Source organism: Paenibacillus anseongensis (genome assembly GCF_009757995.1).
In the GTDB taxonomy this organism is placed as follows: Bacteria; Bacillota; Bacilli; order Paenibacillales; family NBRC-103111; genus Paenibacillus_E; species Paenibacillus_E chondroitinus.
Window position 1 is genome coordinate 1 of the sequence record NZ_WSEM01000027.1, and the last position, 17,841, is coordinate 17,841.

The 17,841-nt window shown below is 46.9% G+C and carries 20 protein-coding genes; 3 read left to right on the forward strand and 17 right to left on the reverse strand.

Going from position 1 to position 17,841, the window contains the following annotated elements; all coding sequences use genetic code 11:
* Positions 1–371: 371 nt before the first annotated feature.
* Positions 372–1,241 carry a nucleotidyltransferase-like protein gene (locus GON05_RS27965; protein WP_157323842.1) on the reverse strand — a complete coding sequence of 290 codons (870 nt, stop codon included), beginning with the start codon at positions 1,239–1,241 and terminating at the stop codon, positions 372–374.
* A 123-nt stretch (positions 1,242–1,364) separates the two neighbouring features.
* Between GON05_RS27965 and GON05_RS27970 the strand changes: the two genes are divergently transcribed.
* Positions 1,365–1,769, forward strand: a complete 405-nt coding sequence (locus GON05_RS27970) for a YgzB family protein (protein WP_127458251.1) — start codon at positions 1,365–1,367, stop codon at positions 1,767–1,769.
* Positions 1,770–1,819: 50 nt separating this feature from the next.
* Here the strand turns inward: GON05_RS27970 and GON05_RS27975 are convergent, their stop codons facing one another.
* The 15 genes from GON05_RS27975 to GON05_RS28045 all read right to left on the reverse strand — a co-directional run bounded on the left by GON05_RS27975 (position 1,820) and on the right by GON05_RS28045 (position 15,334).
* Complete coding sequence (locus tag GON05_RS27975; protein WP_246239525.1) at positions 1,820–3,532, reverse strand: glycosyl hydrolase family 18 protein; 1,713 nt, start codon at positions 3,530–3,532, stop codon at positions 1,820–1,822.
* A 125-nt stretch (positions 3,533–3,657) separates the two neighbouring features.
* Positions 3,658–4,092: a peroxide-responsive transcriptional repressor PerR gene (gene perR / locus GON05_RS27980; RefSeq protein WP_127458252.1), complete on the reverse strand. Its 435-nt coding sequence runs from the start codon at positions 4,090–4,092 to the stop codon at positions 3,658–3,660.
* 99 nt (positions 4,093–4,191) lie between these two features.
* Positions 4,192–4,776, reverse strand: coding sequence for a hypothetical protein (locus GON05_RS27985; protein ID WP_157323844.1), 585 nt, complete (start codon positions 4,774–4,776; stop codon positions 4,192–4,194).
* A 23-nt stretch (positions 4,777–4,799) separates the two neighbouring features.
* Entirely contained in the window at positions 4,800–5,108 is a 309-nt protein-coding gene (locus GON05_RS27990) for an anti-sigma factor (RefSeq protein ID WP_157323846.1), read from the reverse strand.
* Positions 5,059–5,661, reverse strand: a complete 603-nt coding sequence (locus GON05_RS27995) for an RNA polymerase sigma factor (RefSeq protein WP_127458255.1) — start codon at positions 5,659–5,661, stop codon at positions 5,059–5,061. The genes GON05_RS27990 and GON05_RS27995 overlap by 50 nt, the downstream gene beginning before the upstream one ends.
* A gap of 63 nt (positions 5,662–5,724) precedes the next feature.
* Positions 5,725–6,432 carry an MgtC/SapB family protein gene (locus tag GON05_RS28000; RefSeq protein WP_127458256.1) on the reverse strand — a complete coding sequence of 236 codons (708 nt, stop codon included), beginning with the start codon at positions 6,430–6,432 and terminating at the stop codon, positions 5,725–5,727.
* Positions 6,433–6,447: 15 nt separating this feature from the next.
* Positions 6,448–6,936 (reverse strand): GNAT family N-acetyltransferase, encoded by a 489-nt coding sequence (locus GON05_RS28005; RefSeq protein WP_157323848.1) that lies wholly within the window; start codon positions 6,934–6,936, stop codon positions 6,448–6,450.
* Positions 6,937–6,993: 57 nt separating this feature from the next.
* The gene (gene gatB / locus GON05_RS28010; RefSeq protein WP_181646594.1) at positions 6,994–8,445 is read right to left on the reverse strand and encodes an Asp-tRNA(Asn)/Glu-tRNA(Gln) amidotransferase subunit GatB; all 1,452 of its coding nucleotides are present in this window, start codon (positions 8,443–8,445) and stop codon (positions 6,994–6,996) included.
* A gap of 33 nt (positions 8,446–8,478) precedes the next feature.
* Positions 8,479–9,936, reverse strand: a complete 1,458-nt coding sequence (gene gatA / locus GON05_RS28015; RefSeq protein ID WP_157323852.1) for an Asp-tRNA(Asn)/Glu-tRNA(Gln) amidotransferase subunit GatA — start codon at positions 9,934–9,936, stop codon at positions 8,479–8,481.
* 28 nt (positions 9,937–9,964) lie between these two features.
* The gene (gene gatC / locus GON05_RS28020; protein WP_127458260.1) at positions 9,965–10,252 is read right to left on the reverse strand and encodes an Asp-tRNA(Asn)/Glu-tRNA(Gln) amidotransferase subunit GatC; all 288 of its coding nucleotides are present in this window, start codon (positions 10,250–10,252) and stop codon (positions 9,965–9,967) included.
* 157 nt (positions 10,253–10,409) lie between these two features.
* Entirely contained in the window at positions 10,410–11,699 is a 1,290-nt protein-coding gene (locus GON05_RS28025; RefSeq protein ID WP_157323854.1) for a TolC family protein, read from the reverse strand.
* Positions 11,700–11,724: 25 nt separating this feature from the next.
* On the reverse strand, positions 11,725–12,933 hold the full coding sequence (locus tag GON05_RS28030; protein WP_246239526.1) for an ABC transporter permease: 1,209 nt from the start codon (positions 12,931–12,933) through the stop codon (positions 11,725–11,727).
* 8 nt (positions 12,934–12,941) lie between these two features.
* Positions 12,942–14,216 carry an HlyD family secretion protein gene (locus GON05_RS28035; protein WP_157323856.1) on the reverse strand — a complete coding sequence of 425 codons (1,275 nt, stop codon included), beginning with the start codon at positions 14,214–14,216 and terminating at the stop codon, positions 12,942–12,944.
* Between the two features lie 35 nt (positions 14,217–14,251).
* Positions 14,252–14,821, reverse strand: coding sequence for a TetR/AcrR family transcriptional regulator (locus GON05_RS28040; protein WP_157323858.1), 570 nt, complete (start codon positions 14,819–14,821; stop codon positions 14,252–14,254).
* 132 nt (positions 14,822–14,953) lie between these two features.
* Positions 14,954–15,334 carry an ATPase gene (locus GON05_RS28045; RefSeq protein WP_157323860.1) on the reverse strand — a complete coding sequence of 127 codons (381 nt, stop codon included), beginning with the start codon at positions 15,332–15,334 and terminating at the stop codon, positions 14,954–14,956.
* A gap of 166 nt (positions 15,335–15,500) precedes the next feature.
* On the opposite strand from GON05_RS28045, the gene GON05_RS28050 reads away from it, so the two are divergent.
* Together GON05_RS28050 and GON05_RS28055 are read left to right on the forward strand one after the other, a co-directional pair.
* Positions 15,501–15,785, forward strand: a complete 285-nt coding sequence (locus GON05_RS28050) for a DUF3817 domain-containing protein (RefSeq protein ID WP_157323862.1) — start codon at positions 15,501–15,503, stop codon at positions 15,783–15,785.
* A gap of 66 nt (positions 15,786–15,851) precedes the next feature.
* On the forward strand, positions 15,852–17,249 hold the full coding sequence (locus GON05_RS28055; RefSeq protein WP_157323863.1) for an MATE family efflux transporter: 1,398 nt from the start codon (positions 15,852–15,854) through the stop codon (positions 17,247–17,249).
* Between the two features lie 61 nt (positions 17,250–17,310).
* On the opposite strand, the gene GON05_RS28060 is transcribed toward GON05_RS28055, so the two are convergent.
* Complete coding sequence (locus GON05_RS28060; protein WP_157323865.1) at positions 17,311–17,802, reverse strand: NanQ anomerase/TabA/YiaL family protein; 492 nt, start codon at positions 17,800–17,802, stop codon at positions 17,311–17,313.
* Between the last annotated feature and the right edge of the window lie 39 nt (positions 17,803–17,841).

Genomic DNA, 17,841 nt, shown 5'->3' on the forward strand with positions numbered 1-17,841 from the left:
TCTCCATAATAGAAAAGCTGAATAGCTCAATTGACTTGCTAGCGAGATTTTACAATCTCTTTTATAGTCGATTACTCGACTGTGCTTACTCACTCGTTGTTCAGTTTTCAAAGATCAATTTCTTTCTTTTTCTTCGTCGTCCGTTTAGCGGCGACTTTTATAATATATCACATCTGGGCTATTCGATGCAAGCTTTTTTTATTTTTCTTTTTTCTTGCTTTGCTTGCAACCTTGTACCACTTTAGCTTTTCGTGTGAGCCGTTTTTAGCGGCGAGAGTTAATTTATCATAGAAACACATTTAAAGTCAAGCAATAAATTAAAAACAAAAAAAGAACCAGATAAACATCTGATTCTCCTTGGATTTTACCGATTATACGCTCGTATATCGCAGCTCAATCTCTGAAGTTTCTTCATCGATGAGAACAGCAACTTCTTTGATCAAACCTTTTTTGACGAGCTTATTCAGCAGTAAAGGAAGTTCTGTTTTAATTTCAATTAATTGACCATGCTGTTGAAGTTCATCTGAACTGAACGCCTTATCATTTTCTCTGAGGATTTGGATAAACGCCTCGCAGCATCTCTCCATTTTTGACATAACCGAAAATTCACAAGCCAGCAAAACGAGCTGAACCCGCTGCTTCAATGTCTCTTTGCTCATTGTCAATTCCTCATAAAGCTTGTACACCCCTGGATTTATTGCACGAATCTGCCTCCATACCGTAATTTCCGGGTGATAGCCATCCTCAATGATGACAATACGAGCCCAATGATGTAGAGCTTCCAAAATATTATTATAAGCATCAAGCAAGTGCTCATCTAGGATATATTCCTTGCTCTGAAGATATTTACGCAGAAAAAGAGAGAACTCGACAAGCAGTTTATGTTCACGCAGGTCAGCCGGAAATTCAAGTATGCGATGGCGCAGTCCTTCTAAATACGTATTCTGATCCAGAAGTATCTCCCCTTTTAGCAGCCAATGAAGGATATTTCGGTTGTGGCCTTGGCGTACCCATTGTTCAATGGAGGAGGGATCTACCCACCTTTCTTGTATCCGAGAATCGTCTCTTATATAATTAGTAGTATGATTGTTCAGGCTCAGGTCGTTCGTTACGATAAGCAGAAGTATATCAAAGCCATCTGTAAGTGAGGGAAGTTGCTTAGGATTATCAACCGCCATGACACTAATGATCCGACTGTCATTTCGGAACTTAAGCAAAAACTGCTCTTTATCAATTCCCATGGGTGTCCAAAGCTCCTGTCTCCAATTGTTTATATCTTATTTCTACAATACAAGAGGAGTTTCCTGCTGAATTCTGTGACAAATCATACAAAACTGATAGCTAAATTATGGGGGGAACAACACGTGCGTTTCAGATCAAGTAAAGTTAATGAATTTCGCTTGTGGGGTCTTGCTTTAACAATGGGCGGCATGCTGCTAATGATTATAGGATTAGCGGGTGTCGTCTTTGACTGGGGAAAAGCAGGCCGAATAGTTGCTGTCATCTTCATGATCATCGGGATGGTCTCCATGCTGGTGAGTATGGGGATTTACTTCTGGGCCGGCATGCTCTCTACTTCGGCAATTGCACTTGATTGTCCGGAGTGTGGAAGAAGAACTAAAATGCTAGGAAAAACAGACCGCTGCATGTTCTGTAAAACAATCCTAACCGTTGATCCTCAGTACCAGTCTACTGCTGAGAATGAAACTGCGGCAGCGCAAGCAATCCCGCTAGAGCCAAACAGAGATCATGAGCACAAGCCTCATTGATGCTCAGAAATAGCAAAAAGCCGATCCCTTGTAGTGGGGATCGGCTTTTTTTATGGTGCTGTTGGAACCAAACCATCCTGGATGACTTTCCACATCGGTGACTGCTCAAAGCCTCTTCTCCACGTGGCCACTCCAGCCAGATCATACTTCTTGACGAGATCAAGCCGTGCCTTCATCGAGGTTTCATCTTCCAACCAGATGCGAATGAGCTTCTCGCCCTCTTTGTACTCCACATAATTCTGGCCAGTATCCGGCAAATAGGTCGGTGTTAGTTTTTTATCTTTTATAATAGCTGCGGCAGCTTCCATGGTTAATGTTTTGGAAGTGGCCGTTAACTTGCCATTTTTCATTTCTTCCGTCCATTGACGTGTATAAAAAGGCACGCCTAAGACCAATTTAGAAGGTGGAACCTTATCCACATTGAGTATCTGCTTTACGGAGCTTTCCGTCCAAGGCAAAGAGGATACGGAACCGGATTTGGGACTGGTCGCCCAATACTCGTCATAGGCCATCACCATCATATAATCAACCACTTCTGCGAGCGCAGTCCGGTCGTAAAACATCGACCACATCTCATTGGTTGATTTGGGCGTCACATCAATGGACACAGCCAAACCTTGTTCATGCATAAAAGGAGTCATTTCACGGACAAATTGGACGAGGTTTTCTTTATCTTTGAGATATACATTTTCGAAATCAATGTTGAAGCCCTGCAGTTTGTACGTTTGCGCAAAGCCAAGCAATTGTTTAATGATTTTCATACGGCTATCGTAGGTCGATAGGGCTTTATTCGTCACATCAGGATCAAAGCCGTTGCTGAATAGCGCCCAAACCTGATAATTTCGAGTTTGCGCCCATTTGACGTAAGACGCATCAGCCAGGTTCTTCAAGCGCCCTTCGCCATCCGATATCGAGAACCAAGTCGGACTAACAACCTGCAGACCAGGCATATCGCCTATCTTGGTTGTATCGGGATTTTTGCTAATGACATGTTCCCATGTCAGGTTTAACTTACCCGCAGGCGGCTTCCAGGGCACGTAGGACGATGTATCCTCCTGAACGGGAATGGTTTCATCATGATCAATCTGAATGTCCGTTTTACGCACATATCCAATCGGCCCACTTGCTTGCTGAACGCGATACCATTCTTCCTCTTCCCCGAGCAGTATGACCTGCTCTCCTCCGGCGATACTTGATACGATAGGCGCTTTAATCGAGGCAAAAGTGCGCAGCTGTGCGGCTTCAGCGGCCGTGCGCTTTCCCCATTTGAGGGTTTCGCCTTTTTTAAATAAAAGTACGGCGCCCGTCTGATCTGACTCTCTGATCTCAAAAGGGTACAATTGGCGCAGCGGCTCTATCGGCACATAGATGTCGCTCCCTTTCTTCTCTACGGGAAAAGACAATGTGATCGGTTTCTCGTTCATCAACGCTGAAAGTTCCGTTGTCTTCAAACGCAGTACTTTATCTTTGGTTGTGATAATCACGGAATCGCTGCTTTTTTCATATAGAATAGAAGGGTCGATCCACTCTTGAATGAGCTCCAGCGGAAGTTTCAGCCCCTCTTTTTCACCAATCGCGCTTAACTTATAATAATTCCCTTGATAAAAGATCGGCTTGCTTAATTCGTGATATTCAGTTTCGACTTTCGTACGATTCGGAGCGAACTGCTCCCAGAGAAATGAAGCCGCACCCGCGGCGAACATCCCGATAATAAGTGAACTGATCAGTAGGATTTTCTTCGACGATCTTCTGCGCTGCTGCAAGATTTCACTTCCTTATTTGCGATATAAAAAGAAAAAAACGCTCTCTTACCCTCTCCATCAACAAGAAGGTATGATCACGTTTCATTATACAACATAGGAACAGGTAATGAGGAATTCTGCGAAAGTTAATGCTTAGTAACCCCTGTGCAATCTGGGCAGACGCCATAAACCTCTAACCGGTAGCCGCCAACCTGAAAGCCTGTTTGCCCGGCAGCAGTTGTCTCAATATCATGAAGAGGCGGGTATTCAAAGTCTGCAATCTTGCCGCAAACTTCGCAAACCGCATGGTAATGGTCTGTCATATCCGCATCAAAGCGACTCGAGCTATCTCCATAAGTCAGTTCCCGAACGAGTCCCGATTCAATAAAAACTTTAAGATTATTGTAAACAGTCGCTACGCTCATGTTAGGAAATTTGGATTCTAAGGACTTATAAATATCATCTGCTGTCGGATGCGTCATGGAGTCCAGCAAATAGGATAAAATCGCATGACGCTGAGGCGTCATTCGAACACCTGTTGTTTTCAATTTAGCTAATGCTTGTTCTAATTGTGCTGCCATGTTACACACCACCCGCTGTTAGTCAATAAAACCTTACATAATATTGTACGTGTGGTCATTCCCTTTTGTCAATGATGGTTATGCGGTTTTGCCAACTTGTCAGTGCTTATTTTTCCGGGAATCAATCACATACAGAGCTAAACCTCCAAGAACGAGGACAATTGAACCTACATAAGAGCCCATGAAATCGAAGAGTCCCGTAACCCACCGCGGCTTATTGCTGAGAAGGAAAAAGAGTACGCCGACAACGACAAGCAGTACGCCCATGTTAGTGCCTTTAATCAGCTTCTGTAAAGGATCTTGAAACTCATGGTCATAGGACCCTGCAAACTCGCCAAGCTCATTGCGCCGGTTCACATAATCCGTAATTTGAAGCGCATCAAAAAGATTGTAGAAGTAGATTACAGGGATGAACAAGGCAAAAAGGGTAACGGCGGGAACGCTTGTATTATGCTGAGAAGCTAACGATGTAATGATAAAAATATCAAGGATCAGCAGCATCATCAGGAATACGCCGCGCTGCATGAAACCTAAGTAGAAATGCCCAGTACCTGGGAAGATAGAAGATAACACACCTGCAACCCATTTGCGCTTCCTGGGAATCGGATAGTAAGGCGCATAGTTGGGATAAGAGGAGTCGGTTGAATACGGGGGAATATGCGAGCTGTCTTTGGGTATAGCCATGTAAAAGGCCTCCGTTCTTCTGGTCATAATAACTCAGATAAATGTTGGATATACGAAGTAATTTGAATAATGCCTACGTCGATGTTCATGATTTTATGAATAATTCCGAGCTGGAACAGGAGAATGGTTGCTGCGGTTGCAACGAGACCGTTGACCCATGCTTTTCGCCGGTATACCTGCCAATTGGATTGCGGCACCGTGATCTCGTCAGCTTGGACAGCACGCATGATGCGATCCGTCAACAAGGGACTGGGTTCGTTAAGCGGCATTTCATCTAACAACTTATTTAGGTACTGCGTGAGCCGGATGTCTTCTTGTTGCTTGGGATTCATGCGGATTCACCTCCAACCATTTTTCTTTGAGCATCGCTTTTCCCCGGTATAATCTCGTTTCGAGCGTTTTGACAGGTAGGCCGGTCGCCTCGGACATCTCCTGGTAAGAAAGCTGCTTATAATGATACAGATACATAATAAGCCTGTACTTGTCCGGAAGTTCGGACAACAGCCCTTGCATCTGCTCCTGCTCATCCTTGAGCAGAGCCCTTTCTTCCGGTTGTTCCTTGCTATCCGAGAACCAACCCTTCATTTTATCAAGCAAAGCTTCATAGGGCTTACGCTTCTGTGAACGCCGATAATCGGTTACGATATTAGTCGTCATGCGATAGAGCCAAGTCGTAAACTTCGACTCTCCGCGAAAATGCGATAAGGTTCGAAACAGCTTGACGAATACGTCCTGGGTCAAGTCCTCGGCAGTTTCCTTATGTCCAACCATGCGGTATACAAGTGTGTAAATATAACTTTTGTGTCGTTCTACCAGCACACGATAAGCATCGGAATGACCTTGACGGACCCGGTCGATCAGCTGCTCATCCGTCAAATTGTCCATGCCTTGCCTCCCCCTTCCGTAACTCGTCTTATAACCTTAGACGCTCTCTGCGGGAGAACCCCTTCAACTTTTTCCTTTTTCCATCGTTACGCCGCTGACGCCTTCTATTTGATTGATTCCTTCAAGTACGGAGACGATAATAGACGGCTTAGGTATTGTAACATGAAACGTTATTTGAACCTGATTTGGCTTGTCCTCATTCTCTTGTTCTTCCAATGTAATTTTGCGAATATCGACTTTCTGTTTCCCTAAAAGGGTAGTAATCACGCCGAGTGTCCCTGGTTGATCAATGGCTTGAATTTTGAGAATACGGACTTTTTTTCCGTTAAAAAATTTCTGCTCTACTTTGTTCAATATCCATAAGGATATTAGTACCATAAAGCAAGCCAAGACGGCTGGATAGTAAAAGCCCGCCCCTACAGCAAGGCCAATCCCAGCCACTACCCAGAGGGAGGCCGCCGTCGTAAGCCCCGTAATGGACCTTCCGTTAAAAATAATCGTACCAGCTCCTAAGAACCCGATGCCGCTGATGACCTGCGCCGCCAAACGCGACGGATCCAAGCGAACGTTCACCTCGTTCACAAAAGCGCTGAAGCCATACATGGAGAGCAGCATGACTAGAGCGGAGCCTACACAGACCAAAATATGCGTGCGAAGCCCTGCAGCATGGGAGCTAACCTCCCGCTCAAAGCCGATTAAGCCGCCAAGAAATAGCGCCAAGACTAACCGTATGGTGATATGAACTTGATCAATAACCCATGGATTGCTCACGATGTGATCGCCTCCCTATTTTTCCCTGATGAGCCCTGGTCGCTCAAAGGTCGTTAGTGACACGCCCGGAGGAACTGTGAATACCCGCTTCACTATAAAACCAAAGCTTTGATAAAGCTGGGTAGCCGGCAGGTTGGCCGTACCCGTAGATACAATAAAAAGCTGCACACCATTATTTTCTTGTTTCTGTAGTATATGTTCCAAAAGCGCTCTAGCAATACCGCGCCTAAAAAAATGAGGATGAACCATCATCCGGCAGATCGTGACAACACAACCTTCCCGGGAGTAGGAAATCGCGCCAACCAACTTACGTTCGTTCTCTTCCTGCACGTAATAGCCATAGAACGTCTCCTCAGCCTCGCGTATAGACTGAATGCCATCTTTAAGCGGAGGAATGTCTTCAAAGCCAATCAACTCAGCTTCAACGCGATAGGAGGCGATTTGAAGCGCTAACAGATGCAGGATTTCCTCATTCGTATGCAGTGGAAGAGATTCAATAGACATGCGGAAGCCTCCTTCAAATAAAAAAGTGGTGTCCATAAGGATCACCACTTTACTGTATCATTTGCTGTTCAGGCACTCCAGAATTAATTTGTTAACCAGTCCTGGATTTGCTTTGCCTTTGGTTTCTTTCATAACTTGGCCGACCAAGAAACCGACGGCTTTCTCTTTACCCGCTTTGAAATCGGCAACCGATTGCGGGCTATTGTTTACAACCTGCTCGACAACAGCTTTAATCGCGCCTTCGTCACTGATTTGAACGAGTCCTTGCTCTTCCACAATTTTCTGTGGTTCTTTACCAGATTCGATCATTTCTTTAAAGACCGTTTTGGCGATCTTGTTGGAAATGGTCCCTTTTTCGATCAGGCCGATCATTTCACCTAGACCCTTGCCCGTCACTTTGACATCCGCAAGTTCAAGATTGTTCGCATTCAAATACCCGAGCAGATCGCCCATAATCCAGTTCGAAACTGCTTTGGCATCCTGCGTATAGTTAAGGCTCTCCTCAAAGAAGTTAGCCAGCTTCATAGAAGACGTGATGACTTCCGCATCGTAGTTCGGCAAGCCAAACTGGCTGCTGTATCTAGCTTTGCGAGCATCTGGCAGCTCAGGGATCGTAGCTTTGACGGCTTCTTTCCAAGCATCGTCAATATACAGGCTCACGAGATCCGGATCCGGGAAGTAACGGTAGTCGTGCGCATCTTCTTTACCGCGCATCGAAAGCGTCTTGCCTTGCCCGTCGTCCCAGCGACGCGTTTCCTGCTCGACTTCTCCGCCGCTGCGGAGAATGTCCGCTTGGCGATATTCCTCGTACTCCAGTCCTTTCAGGACGCCACGGAACGAGTTCATGTTCTTCAATTCGGCTCTCGTGCCGAACTTCTCTTGGCCGAATGGACGCAAGGAGATGTTCGCATCGCAGCGCATCGAGCCTTCTTCCATTTTCACGTCGGATACGTCGCAGTAGATCATGATGGCTCTTAGCTTCTCAAGGTAAGCGCGAGCTTCCTCCGGTGAGCGCAGATCAGGCTCCGAAACGATCTCGATGAGCGGCGTTCCGGCACGGTTCAAGTCAACGAGCGAGGCATATCCGCCATCCACGTGCGTCAGCTTGCCCGCATCTTCCTCCAAATGCACGCGTGTCACGCCAATGCGTTTGGTTTCGCCATTCACTTCAATATCGACCCAACCGTTCAAACCGACCGGCTGATCGTATTGCGAGGTTTGGTACGCATCGGGAGAATCCGGGTAAAAATAGTTTTTACGGTCAAATTTGCTGTGTGTCGAAATGGTGCAGTTCAGCGCCATTGCCGCTTTCATGGCATATTCTACCGCTTGGCGGTTCAGTACGGGCAATACGCCCGGGTGTCCCAAACAAACGGGACATGTATTCGTATTCGGAGGTGCACCGAATGAGGTTGCACAACCGCAAAATATTTTGGATGCGGTATGAAGCTCTACGTGAACCTCAAGACCAACGACCGTTTCATATTGGGTATCTGTTGCCGACAAAATAAATGCCTCCTTCGTTACTCATGAACTATGAACCTACAATTGCGGGCGCTGCTTGTGGTGATCTGTATGCTGCTCAAAAGCGTGAGCTACACGCAATAGGGTAGCTTCATCCAGCGCTTTGCCGATGACTTGAAGGCCAACCGGAAGTTCATTCACGAATCCGCAAGGTACGCTAATCGCAGGAATACCCGCCAAGCTGACCGGAATGGTCATGATATCGTTCAGATACATCGTGAGCGGATCGTTGCTTTGCTCGCCAATCTTGAAAGCAGGCGTCGGCGCCGTCGGCCCGATGATGATATCGTATTTCTCAAACACTTGATCAAAATCTTGTTTGATCAATGTGCGAACTTGTTGTGCTTTCAAATAGTAAGCATCATAGTAACCAGAACTTAAAGCATAAGTTCCAAGCATGATCCGGCGTTTGACCTCTGGGCCAAACCCTTCGCTGCGGGAGAGATGATACAAGTCAAGCAGATTGTTGGCGTTGTCGGAACGGACGCCGTAACGAATCCCGTCAAAACGCGCAAGATTCGACGAAGCTTCGGAAGAAGCCAGAAGATAGTAGGTCGCAACCGCGTATTCGGAATGCGGCAGGGACACTTCTTCCCATACGGCTCCTAAGCCTTCAAGCACTTTAAGCGCTTCTAGGACTTTCTCTTTCACCGCAGGGTCAATCCCGTTGCCCATGTATTCTTTCGGCACGCCGATGCGCAGACCTTTGACATCTCCGGTCAGTGCGCTGAGGTAGTCAGGGATGTCCACTTTCGCAGATGTGGAATCCTTCGCATCATAACCTGCAATAGCTTGCAGCAGGTAGGCGGAGTCTTCGACGTTCTTCGTCAGCGGCCCGATCTGGTCGAGCGAAGACGCGAACGCGACAAGACCATAACGGGACACAAGGCCGTAAGTCGGCTTCAGCCCGACGATACCGCAGTAAGCAGCCGGCTGGCGAATCGAGCCGCCGGTGTCGGAGCCCAGCGAGAAGTATACCTCGCCAGCAGCTACGGCAGCGGCAGAACCACCGCTGGAACCCCCTGGCACATAATCCGTGTTCCACGGATTGTGGGTTGGGTGGTAGGCGGAGTTCTCGTTGGAACCACCCATCGCGAACTCATCCATGTTAAGCTTGCCGATGGTAACCGTCTGCGCCTCTTTCAGCTTGCTGACAACGGTCGCATCATAGATCGGATTGTAGTTCGACAAGAACTTACTAGCACAAGTCGTTCTTAGACCTTCGGTGACCATATTATCTTTGATCCCGATGGGAAGACCGAATAAATCGCCACGCGCTTGACCGCTCGTCAGCTGCTCGTCCAATTTGACCGCAGCTTGTCTTGCGTTCTCTTCATCCAATGTAAGGAAAGCGCGAACTTTGCTTTCCACTTGCCCAATTCTTGTATAGGATTGATCCACGAGATCGGCAACGGTAATCTCTTTGCCTTGAAGCTTCGCGTGAATTTGTTGTAGGTTTAGATCAAACAAAGACAACGACAGGCACTCCCTTTCATATGGTTCTCTATTCTAAAACAGCTGGAACTTTAAATTGCCCGTCTTCTTGATCGGGAGCGTTCGCCATAACTTTCTCAATCGGCAGCGACGGCGTAACGACGTCTTCCCGCATCACATTCACTAACGGCATAGCGTGGCTCGTAGGAGCTATACCTTCGGTATTCAACCCGTTCAACTGCTCCGCATATTTTAAAATGGCATTAAGCTGTCCGGTAAATAATTCTTTCTCATTCTCGCTTAGATCGAGTCTAGCCAACTTCGCGACATGATCGACATCTTTTCTGGTAATGCTCAAGTTCTCTACACCCCTTTGAATCAGCATTTAGTCATTCTTTTCATTATATCCCAGATAATTTGTGAACTCAATCCAGAAAAAACCACAGCCCCTTTGCAGATGAGGTTCCGAAGAGCCGCTGCGATTAAGGAGTTGTGGTTAGTTTGGGCTAGATGATTTATTGAATGAATCCTGTGTCCATGGCCTTTGCTTTTTCATTTAGTACATAATACTTCAGTTTGGCTGCAGCCAATGTAGTTTCATTTTGATCTACTTTTATCTGAAACTTGTTCAAATCATGCTTGGAGATGACGCCTGCCTCATAGCGGAATTTCATTTTTTTCATATCCGCTTGAACGTCAGTCAGATTCCTCTGCTCGGTAAGGACTGCGGTATACGCATTTTTGGCATCGTTATACGTAGATTGAATTTTTTTGGTCAGGTCGAGTTGCATTTGCTCATTCTTCTGACCGTTGATCGCCACATTGACGCCTAAATACGTTTCACCGTAAGTGTTCTGGGTCACCGTATGATCCGTTTCCCACACAGCTTCATCGATGTTATTGCCGGAAGATTTCATTTGATAAGAAGATTTCAATAAAGTCAACGTATCCGTTTCTGCAATAGGCTGAACCGAAATAGGATCGATGTCCTGGAGGATTAAATTTGGATCATAGGAAATTCCAATGTCCGTCGAAAGCTGCACAAGGCCCAGACGATAATTGTTCAACAAGATAGTAGTATCGTCCTTCTGTTTATTAATGGCTTTCTGTGCTGTCAGCACATCCTCCGAGGAGGCCAAACCTTGCTGTGAGAGAAGCGTTGCGCGCAGCAGCTCTTTCTCCATCACACCTTCATATTCGTTCATGAAAGCGAGCTGTTTCTTTTGGCCAAGCAGCTGCACGTATTGCGCGATGGTCTGCAGGCGAATACCGGCTTTGGCTTCATCGGTTTGAAGCAGCGAGTTGCGCTGATCCGTTCCCAACTGATGCGCAGCCGTACTCATTTGCGCACGTTGAGCGGCAATGATCGTGTTCATACCGCCGGCTAGAGCGCCCATGCCCTGTATCATTTGGTTCATCGCGTTATTTTGCATCACAGTCCAAGCAATATCGGTAGGTTCCGTGAGATTCGGCAGCAGCGGATTTCCCGTATTGGTAACCTCCTCAGGTGTGCTAGGCAAGTGCCCTGGCGCAAATGACGCAGAGCTCATGTTATCCATTTGCTGCTCAAGATCGGACTTTTTGCTGCCTTGGGCGGCATATTTTAGCGCTAGCAGGGAGAGGTTATGGGAATCTTTCAGTGCTTTATCCAATACAAAGTCCAAATTAATAGAGGATACGGTCTCGAGAACGTCCTCATTCACGTAAACATGTTGATCAGGATCTAGTAGTGAATCCGCGTAAACATAAGCAGAACTGGAAAGAAGTAACAGAGCTGCGGAGAGACTTATGAGCGTTTTTTTCAAAAAAATCGCTTCCTTCCTTGGGTAGTTAAGCAGTGAGTTTGGAGCTAGGCGGCAGCGCAGGTTGATGAACGGATGTTTTCTTCTTGGAAAATACAACAAATCGCGTTAACAGCATGGCAATGAAATAGGTCAAAGCTCCGGTTAGGATAAGCGCAACGCAATCATGCGAAATAACGGAGAAATCGTTCCCCTTCACGAATACGTTGCGCACGCCGTCCAAGAAATACGTGAGCGGCAGCATGTGCCCAAATACCTGCAAAGCTTTCGGCATGGCTTCGAACGGCCACGTGAAGCCTGAAAGCATAAAGGATGGCACAGCAATAAGCATCGCCGTTTGTGTAGCCCCGAGTTGATTGCCGGAAAACAAACTGATGAGATAGCCGATCCCGCTGACTGCAAAGGTAAAACTAAGAATAATGGCCAAACCTACAAGCAAGCTTCCGCCCATTGGAGCGCCAAAAGCGTACAAAGCAATAACGAAGGTAACGGATGTATTAAAAAGATTAATTAAGAAATACGGAGCTGTCTTCGCATACGCGATGCGCCATGGATTTCTTTTCCAAGCCTCAAAACGCTGCCATGTCCCCGCATCTTTCTCTCTGGTAATCGTTAGGGCAATACCGAGAAATAACACTTGCTGCAAAATAGCCCCGACAAGACCGTAGAGCATAAAATCGCTATAGTTAAATGTTGAGTTATACATAATCCGATATCGGTAAGGAATCGGTGATAGAGTGTTCATGACCTGCTCGTTTTGGAGTCCTTGCTGCATCTGCAGTTTTTTCTGGGAGTATCCCATGCTGAATGTTGTGATCACTTCGTTCGCGCCTTTGGTCGCCGAATTCGAAATCATCATGTTGCTGCCATCGATTAGCGTGAGGATAGGCAGCGTTTCGCCATGTTTCAGCTTCGCCTCAAAATTCGAAGGAATAACTAATCCTACTTTCGCTTCCCCCGTCTCGAGCGCACGCTTGACGTCTTCTTCCGAGTGATATTCCTTCGTAATCTCAAACGATTCACTCTGCTCAAAAGCTTGAATGACCTGACGGCTGAGTGGACTTTGGTCTTCATCGATAACGACTGTCGCCATTTCCGTGACTTTGTGATGGACATAAATCGATCCGAAAAGCACGGTATACATGACCGGAACAAAGAACAAGATCAGAAAAAGACGCCGGTCCTTCAGAATGTGCATCCACTCTTCCGTTATCAGCTTGCCAATCCGAAGATCCATCTCTTTCATCATCCTTCCGTTTTACCATTCCACTGCAAGGTCATGCCGGTTGTGGCTGTGTCCGGCAGGGTACTCAGCTCGATTTTGATCCCAAAGGAGCGGATATCCGTTTCACCTGAGGTCTGCGTAGCTTTCTTGATGGCAAAATCAGGTGCTGCCGCCACAGATATAACGGTACCTACGACATTCTCGCCCGTCGATAACATGGTCATGCTGATTTTGTTCCCCGCTTTGAGTCCTGCAATTGCCGTCTCCGGCAAGTAAAACTTAGTCCAGCGCTGCTCCGTAGACTCCATCGAAAAAACAGGGAAGCCCGAACCCACAATCTCGCCAACTTGCGCGGACTGATACAAGACCACCCCATCCGTCGGGGCAAGCAGCTCGGTATAGCTCAAATAGGTCTCGGCTTCCAGCTGCGCGGCTTGAGCTTGCTGCTCGCCGGACTGCGCGGATTTGACCGCGCCTTGCGCTTGCTGCACGGCGGCTTCTGCCGCTGCGACATCGCCTTGTCGCACCTGCACCGTTCCGCGGTTAGCTTCAGCCAGTTTCAAGGACGCGTTGGCTTGCTCCAGCAAAGCTTCCGCTCCGCGAATCTCTTCCTCCCGCGGGCCTTGGTTCGCCATGTTCAGCTGCTGCTGCGCCAGATCTCGCTTGGTTTTCGCTTCCTCGAAGCTGACCTTCACTTTGTCTTCGTCCGCTTGCGAGACAAGCCCTTGCTCCAGCATCGCAGTCATCCGATTCAAATTCTGCTCGGCAATCGTGTACACTTCCGAAGCCGCTTGAAATTGAATCTCCGCCTGCTTCTTCTCCTCAGGGCGCGCGCCGTTCTTCAGCGCATCCACTTTCGCTTGCGCAGCGTTAACCGCAGCCTGAGCTTGCGCAACCTGCTGCTCAGCCGTGTCCGCCGTTACGTTCACGCCCGCGATGCCCTGCTGCTTCTTCGCTACCGCGGTAGCCGTTGCGCCTTGCGCCTCAGCGATTTTGCCTTGCGCCAGCGCGACGGCCGCTTTGGCCTGCGCGACCTTCGCCTCAATCTCGGCGCTTTGCAGCCGAGCGAGCACCTGCCCTTTTTTCACCGCTTCCCCTTCCTTCACAAGGACCTCAGTGATTCTGCCGCCTACTTTAAAACTGGCGCTCACTTCGTTTGTTTCTATATAAGCTGTAGGATGTACTTGATTCACAGCATCCGTTTGACTCCTAGCCGATTTCGCCGTTAGCAGAAAAGCACTTGTGCCGATAACAACCGCCATTACGGAATAAACCATTGGTCGAATAAAACGCATAAAAAAATCCCTCCACAAAATACTAAAATAAAAAATTAATCATTAATGAAATTGCCAAAGTAGATCTGCAAAAGCTTTAGAATCCGCTCATCGGTCAGAGGCTCATTCTGCTTTTCCCAATCGAACACTAAAGCAACATACAGCTTAAATAGGATAAAAGCCGTCATTTTCGGCTCACAATTTTTCATTGTGCCATTATGTATCGCGCGTTCAATGTGTTCAGAGATAAACTGAACGACCTCCGTCTCAATGCTGGCCATCGCTTCGATCGTAACCGGGCTGCCAAATTGCTGCACCTCGTGGGATAGTTGAATGAGCAGCTCATGCTCTTTGCGGAAAACGAGAATCTCATACAAAGCTCCGTGAATCTTCTTGAAGGGCGTTGCCCCTTCCGTGATCGCTTTCTCGGCGACTGTTTTCATTTCAGTGATCAACGACTGAATAATGTCGTGCAGCAGCTCCTCTTTATTGGCAAAAAACGTATAAATCGTCGCCTTGCCTACACCGGCAATTTTGGCGATCTGATCCATCGTCGTGCCTTTGTACCCGAAATGGGAAAAAGATTTCTTGGCAGATTCCATAATTAATTGTTTTTTGGCATCCATACGCTCACCTCAGAACTAAAATACTAAAATAGTTTTGTGTTCGGATATTAATGTACCACCATTTACCGATTTTATCAACAACCTCAAAAGAAAAAACCCGCCGATTTAGCGGGTTTCTCACGATATGGTGTATTAAATCCAGGCTTTCAAGCCGATTTGTTTAATAAATTCTTCTCTGGACTGCACTTCTTTGTCCCGTTCTTTGTCCGGCTCCGGACTTGCCTCACCGTTCATGACTCTTCGGAACAACTCTTCATTTTTTGTGGCCAGCGCAAAATCAATCAACGCTTCTTTCTCGACGCGAGCCGCTTCCTCATGAAGAAGCACTTCTTCCAACTCTATATCAATTGCAGGCACATAATAGTGTTTATTATCTTTGGGAACTCGAATGACGTAATCGAAAATATTATCGTTATTGCGGTCGTAAGCAATGATATATCCATATCCGCCAATCGGCAGGTTTTGTTCCAAACTATCCCCTATGACGATGACTCTTTCACCAAGTCGAAGCATCTGATTTTCCCCCTACCTCTATGAAGCTATTATTCAGCTATTCCTATTATCCTACTAAAAAAACTAGGTTGTGTCCAATTGAAACGTTTTGTTCATACTCCCTACACATTTCTAGGTTAAAATAGATGAGACTCTACAAATCTTATCTCTAAAGGAGCTGTACATATTGCTAAAACAATCACTAAACACCCTACGCTATGTTGGGAGGGCTGAAGGAATTTCCTTTCTGATCTTATTAGGCATTGCTATGCCGCTCAAATACGCACTCGACCTTCCGCAGGCCGTTAAGTTTGTGGGGATGGCACATGGGTTTCTCTTTGTGCTCTATCTGATCTCCATTGCTTGGGTCACATTAATGCATCGCTGGTCGATTTGGCGAGTTTTGGGGGCTTTCCTGGCTGCCTTCATTCCTTTTGGTCCTTTTATTCTGGAGCGCCGAATTGCGAAATAATGAAAGGAACTGCTTTACCGAACAAGAATTACATAATAAATAAGTCAGAAAGATCAGGAGGCTATCATGCGTGGAAACGGGGACACCCCAGCAAAAGCACGACCTTCCTTAACAGAAGGCCCCATTGCCAAAACGTTAATTTTGTTTTCATTACCGATTCTATTAGGCAACGTGCTTCAGACACTTAACGGCTCAATCAATGCCGTATGGATCGGCAAATATCTCGGTGAAGGCGGCCTTGCGGCGACATCGAATGCCAACATCATTATGTTCTTTTTAATCAGCTCGATCTTCGGGTTTGCGATGGCTGCCGTTATTTTAATCGGTCAAAATCTCGGTGCGAAAAAAACGCACGAAGCAAAAAAAGTAGTCGGCACCAGCACCGTTTTCTTTTTTATTCTTTCTATTCTTGTTGCCGCGTTCGGACTACTATTCTCCTCAACCATTCTAACTTGGATGAATACACCGCCGGATGTGAAGGACCTCGCGGTTGTCTATACACGGATTTTGTTTGCCGGCGTTCCGTTTATGTTTGGATTCAACCTGATCATGGCCATATTACGCGGCTCTGGTGATGCCAAAACGCCGTTCTATTTCTTGCTTTTATCCGCGATATTGGATGTCATCCTGAATCCACTCTTAATTGACGGGATCGGGCCTTTTCCGAAAATGGGCATTGCCGGCTCAGCGGTTGCCACCTTTATTGCGCAATTGATCAGCTTCGTGCTGCTCATTGTATATTTGTATCGAAAAAAATATTTTCTGCGGATTACCAAAGAAGATCTCCCGCTCCTGCGCATCAACTGGACGATCATTCGCACTTTGATTCAAAAAGGGGTGCCTATGGGATTAAACATGGTCGTCGTTTCTATCAGCAATCTGTTGCTCGTTCATCTCGTAAATTCGTATGGATCTGAATCGACGGCTGCTTTTGGAGTCGCCATGCAAATCTCCAGTTATGTGCAAATGCCGGCCATGGCGATCGGCGGAGCCGTTACCTCCATGGCCGCACAGAACATCGGCGCAGGCTTATGGGGCCGAGTGAACCGGATTACGTGGACCGGTGTAGCCGTCAACATTTTGATGACGGGCCTAATCGTCGTTGTGCTGACGTTGTTCAACCGAGAAGTCGTCTCGTTGTTTCTTCCGCCGGAAGGGTCCGCGATTGCGCTCGGGGTTCACATCAATAATTTAACACTGTGGTCGTTTATTATTTTCGGTGTATTTAATGTCGTGGCAGGCGTCGTTCGTTCTGCTGGCTCGGTGGTATTCCCGCTCGTAGTGGCGTTCATCGCACTGCTGCTGGTGCGAATCCCACTCGCCACGGTGCTCTCCCACAAATACGGCTTTGACGTGATTTGGTGGAGTTTCCCCGTCAGCTTCACTGTCGCTATGACTCTGAATGTGATTTACTATCAGCTCGGTAAATGGAGACAAGCTAGAATGATTCCGGCTAAGGCTTAGTATACGAAAGAGACTATCCCAGGTCATCGCGGACCTTACGGGATAGTCTCTTTGCTATATTTTAAAGCTGCAGCAAATCTTTATGTACTTTCACAACGATTTTCTTGTTAGCACTAGCCTCCGTGATCAAGCAGTTCGGACGGTGAATATCCGAAGGGAAACATACTGCGAACATGCCTGGCGTCAACAATATGCCTGTCTCCAGCTGAGCAGGATCCGTTTCATAAAAAGCGACGTCATGCGTATCGAATTTGTTATCGATGATTTTGGCATCCGGATGCACTTTATAGAAACAAAGCTTCTCTTCGCCGCTGACAAGGAACTGAATATCCGTGTAAACAACGTGAGATTCCGGCAGTTGTTCCTCAGCAGGACGGGTGACAACTTCCTGCACATTAGCAAACATCAAATGGCCGTTGTCCCCTTCCAAATCGTATCTGCCAGCCTCCGCTTCGCCAAGATTACGGTTCAAAATGTAATCGATCCCCCGCCCGATCGCCGCGGGCCACAAATGACGCTCTTGTTCGAAATGTTTCAAATCGCTAATAATCATTTGAACTCTCCTTTTCTATAACCTGAAATAGAGTAGAAT

Bases quoted from the DNA above. Each gene is read 5' to 3' on its own strand.
- GON05_RS27965 (WP_157323842.1), bottom strand. From the start codon at position 1,241: ATGGGAATTGATAAAGAGCAGTTTTTGCTTAAGTTCCGAAATGACAGT.
- perR (WP_127458252.1), bottom strand. From the start codon at position 4,092: ATGGCAGCACAATTAGAACAAGCATTAGCTAAATTGAAAACAACAGGT.
- GON05_RS27985 (WP_157323844.1), bottom strand. From the start codon at position 4,776: ATGGCTATACCCAAAGACAGCTCGCATATTCCCCCGTATTCAACCGAC.
- GON05_RS27990 (WP_157323846.1), bottom strand. From the start codon at position 5,108: ATGAATCCCAAGCAACAAGAAGACATCCGGCTCACGCAGTACCTAAAT.
- GON05_RS27995 (WP_127458255.1), bottom strand. From the start codon at position 5,661: ATGGACAATTTGACGGATGAGCAGCTGATCGACCGGGTCCGTCAAGGT.
- GON05_RS28005 (WP_157323848.1), bottom strand. From the start codon at position 6,936: ATGTCTATTGAATCTCTTCCACTGCATACGAATGAGGAAATCCTGCAT.
- GON05_RS28030 (WP_246239526.1), bottom strand. From the start codon at position 12,933: ATGGATCTTCGGATTGGCAAGCTGATAACGGAAGAGTGGATGCACATT.
- GON05_RS28035 (WP_157323856.1), bottom strand. From the start codon at position 14,216: ATGCGTTTTATTCGACCAATGGTTTATTCCGTAATGGCGGTTGTTATC.
- GON05_RS28040 (WP_157323858.1), bottom strand. From the start codon at position 14,821: ATGGATGCCAAAAAACAATTAATTATGGAATCTGCCAAGAAATCTTTT.
- GON05_RS28045 (WP_157323860.1), bottom strand. From the start codon at position 15,334: ATGCTTCGACTTGGTGAAAGAGTCATCGTCATAGGGGATAGTTTGGAA.
- GON05_RS28055 (WP_157323863.1), top strand. From the start codon at position 15,852: ATGCGTGGAAACGGGGACACCCCAGCAAAAGCACGACCTTCCTTAACA.
- GON05_RS28060 (WP_157323865.1), bottom strand. From the start codon at position 17,802: ATGATTATTAGCGATTTGAAACATTTCGAACAAGAGCGTCATTTGTGG.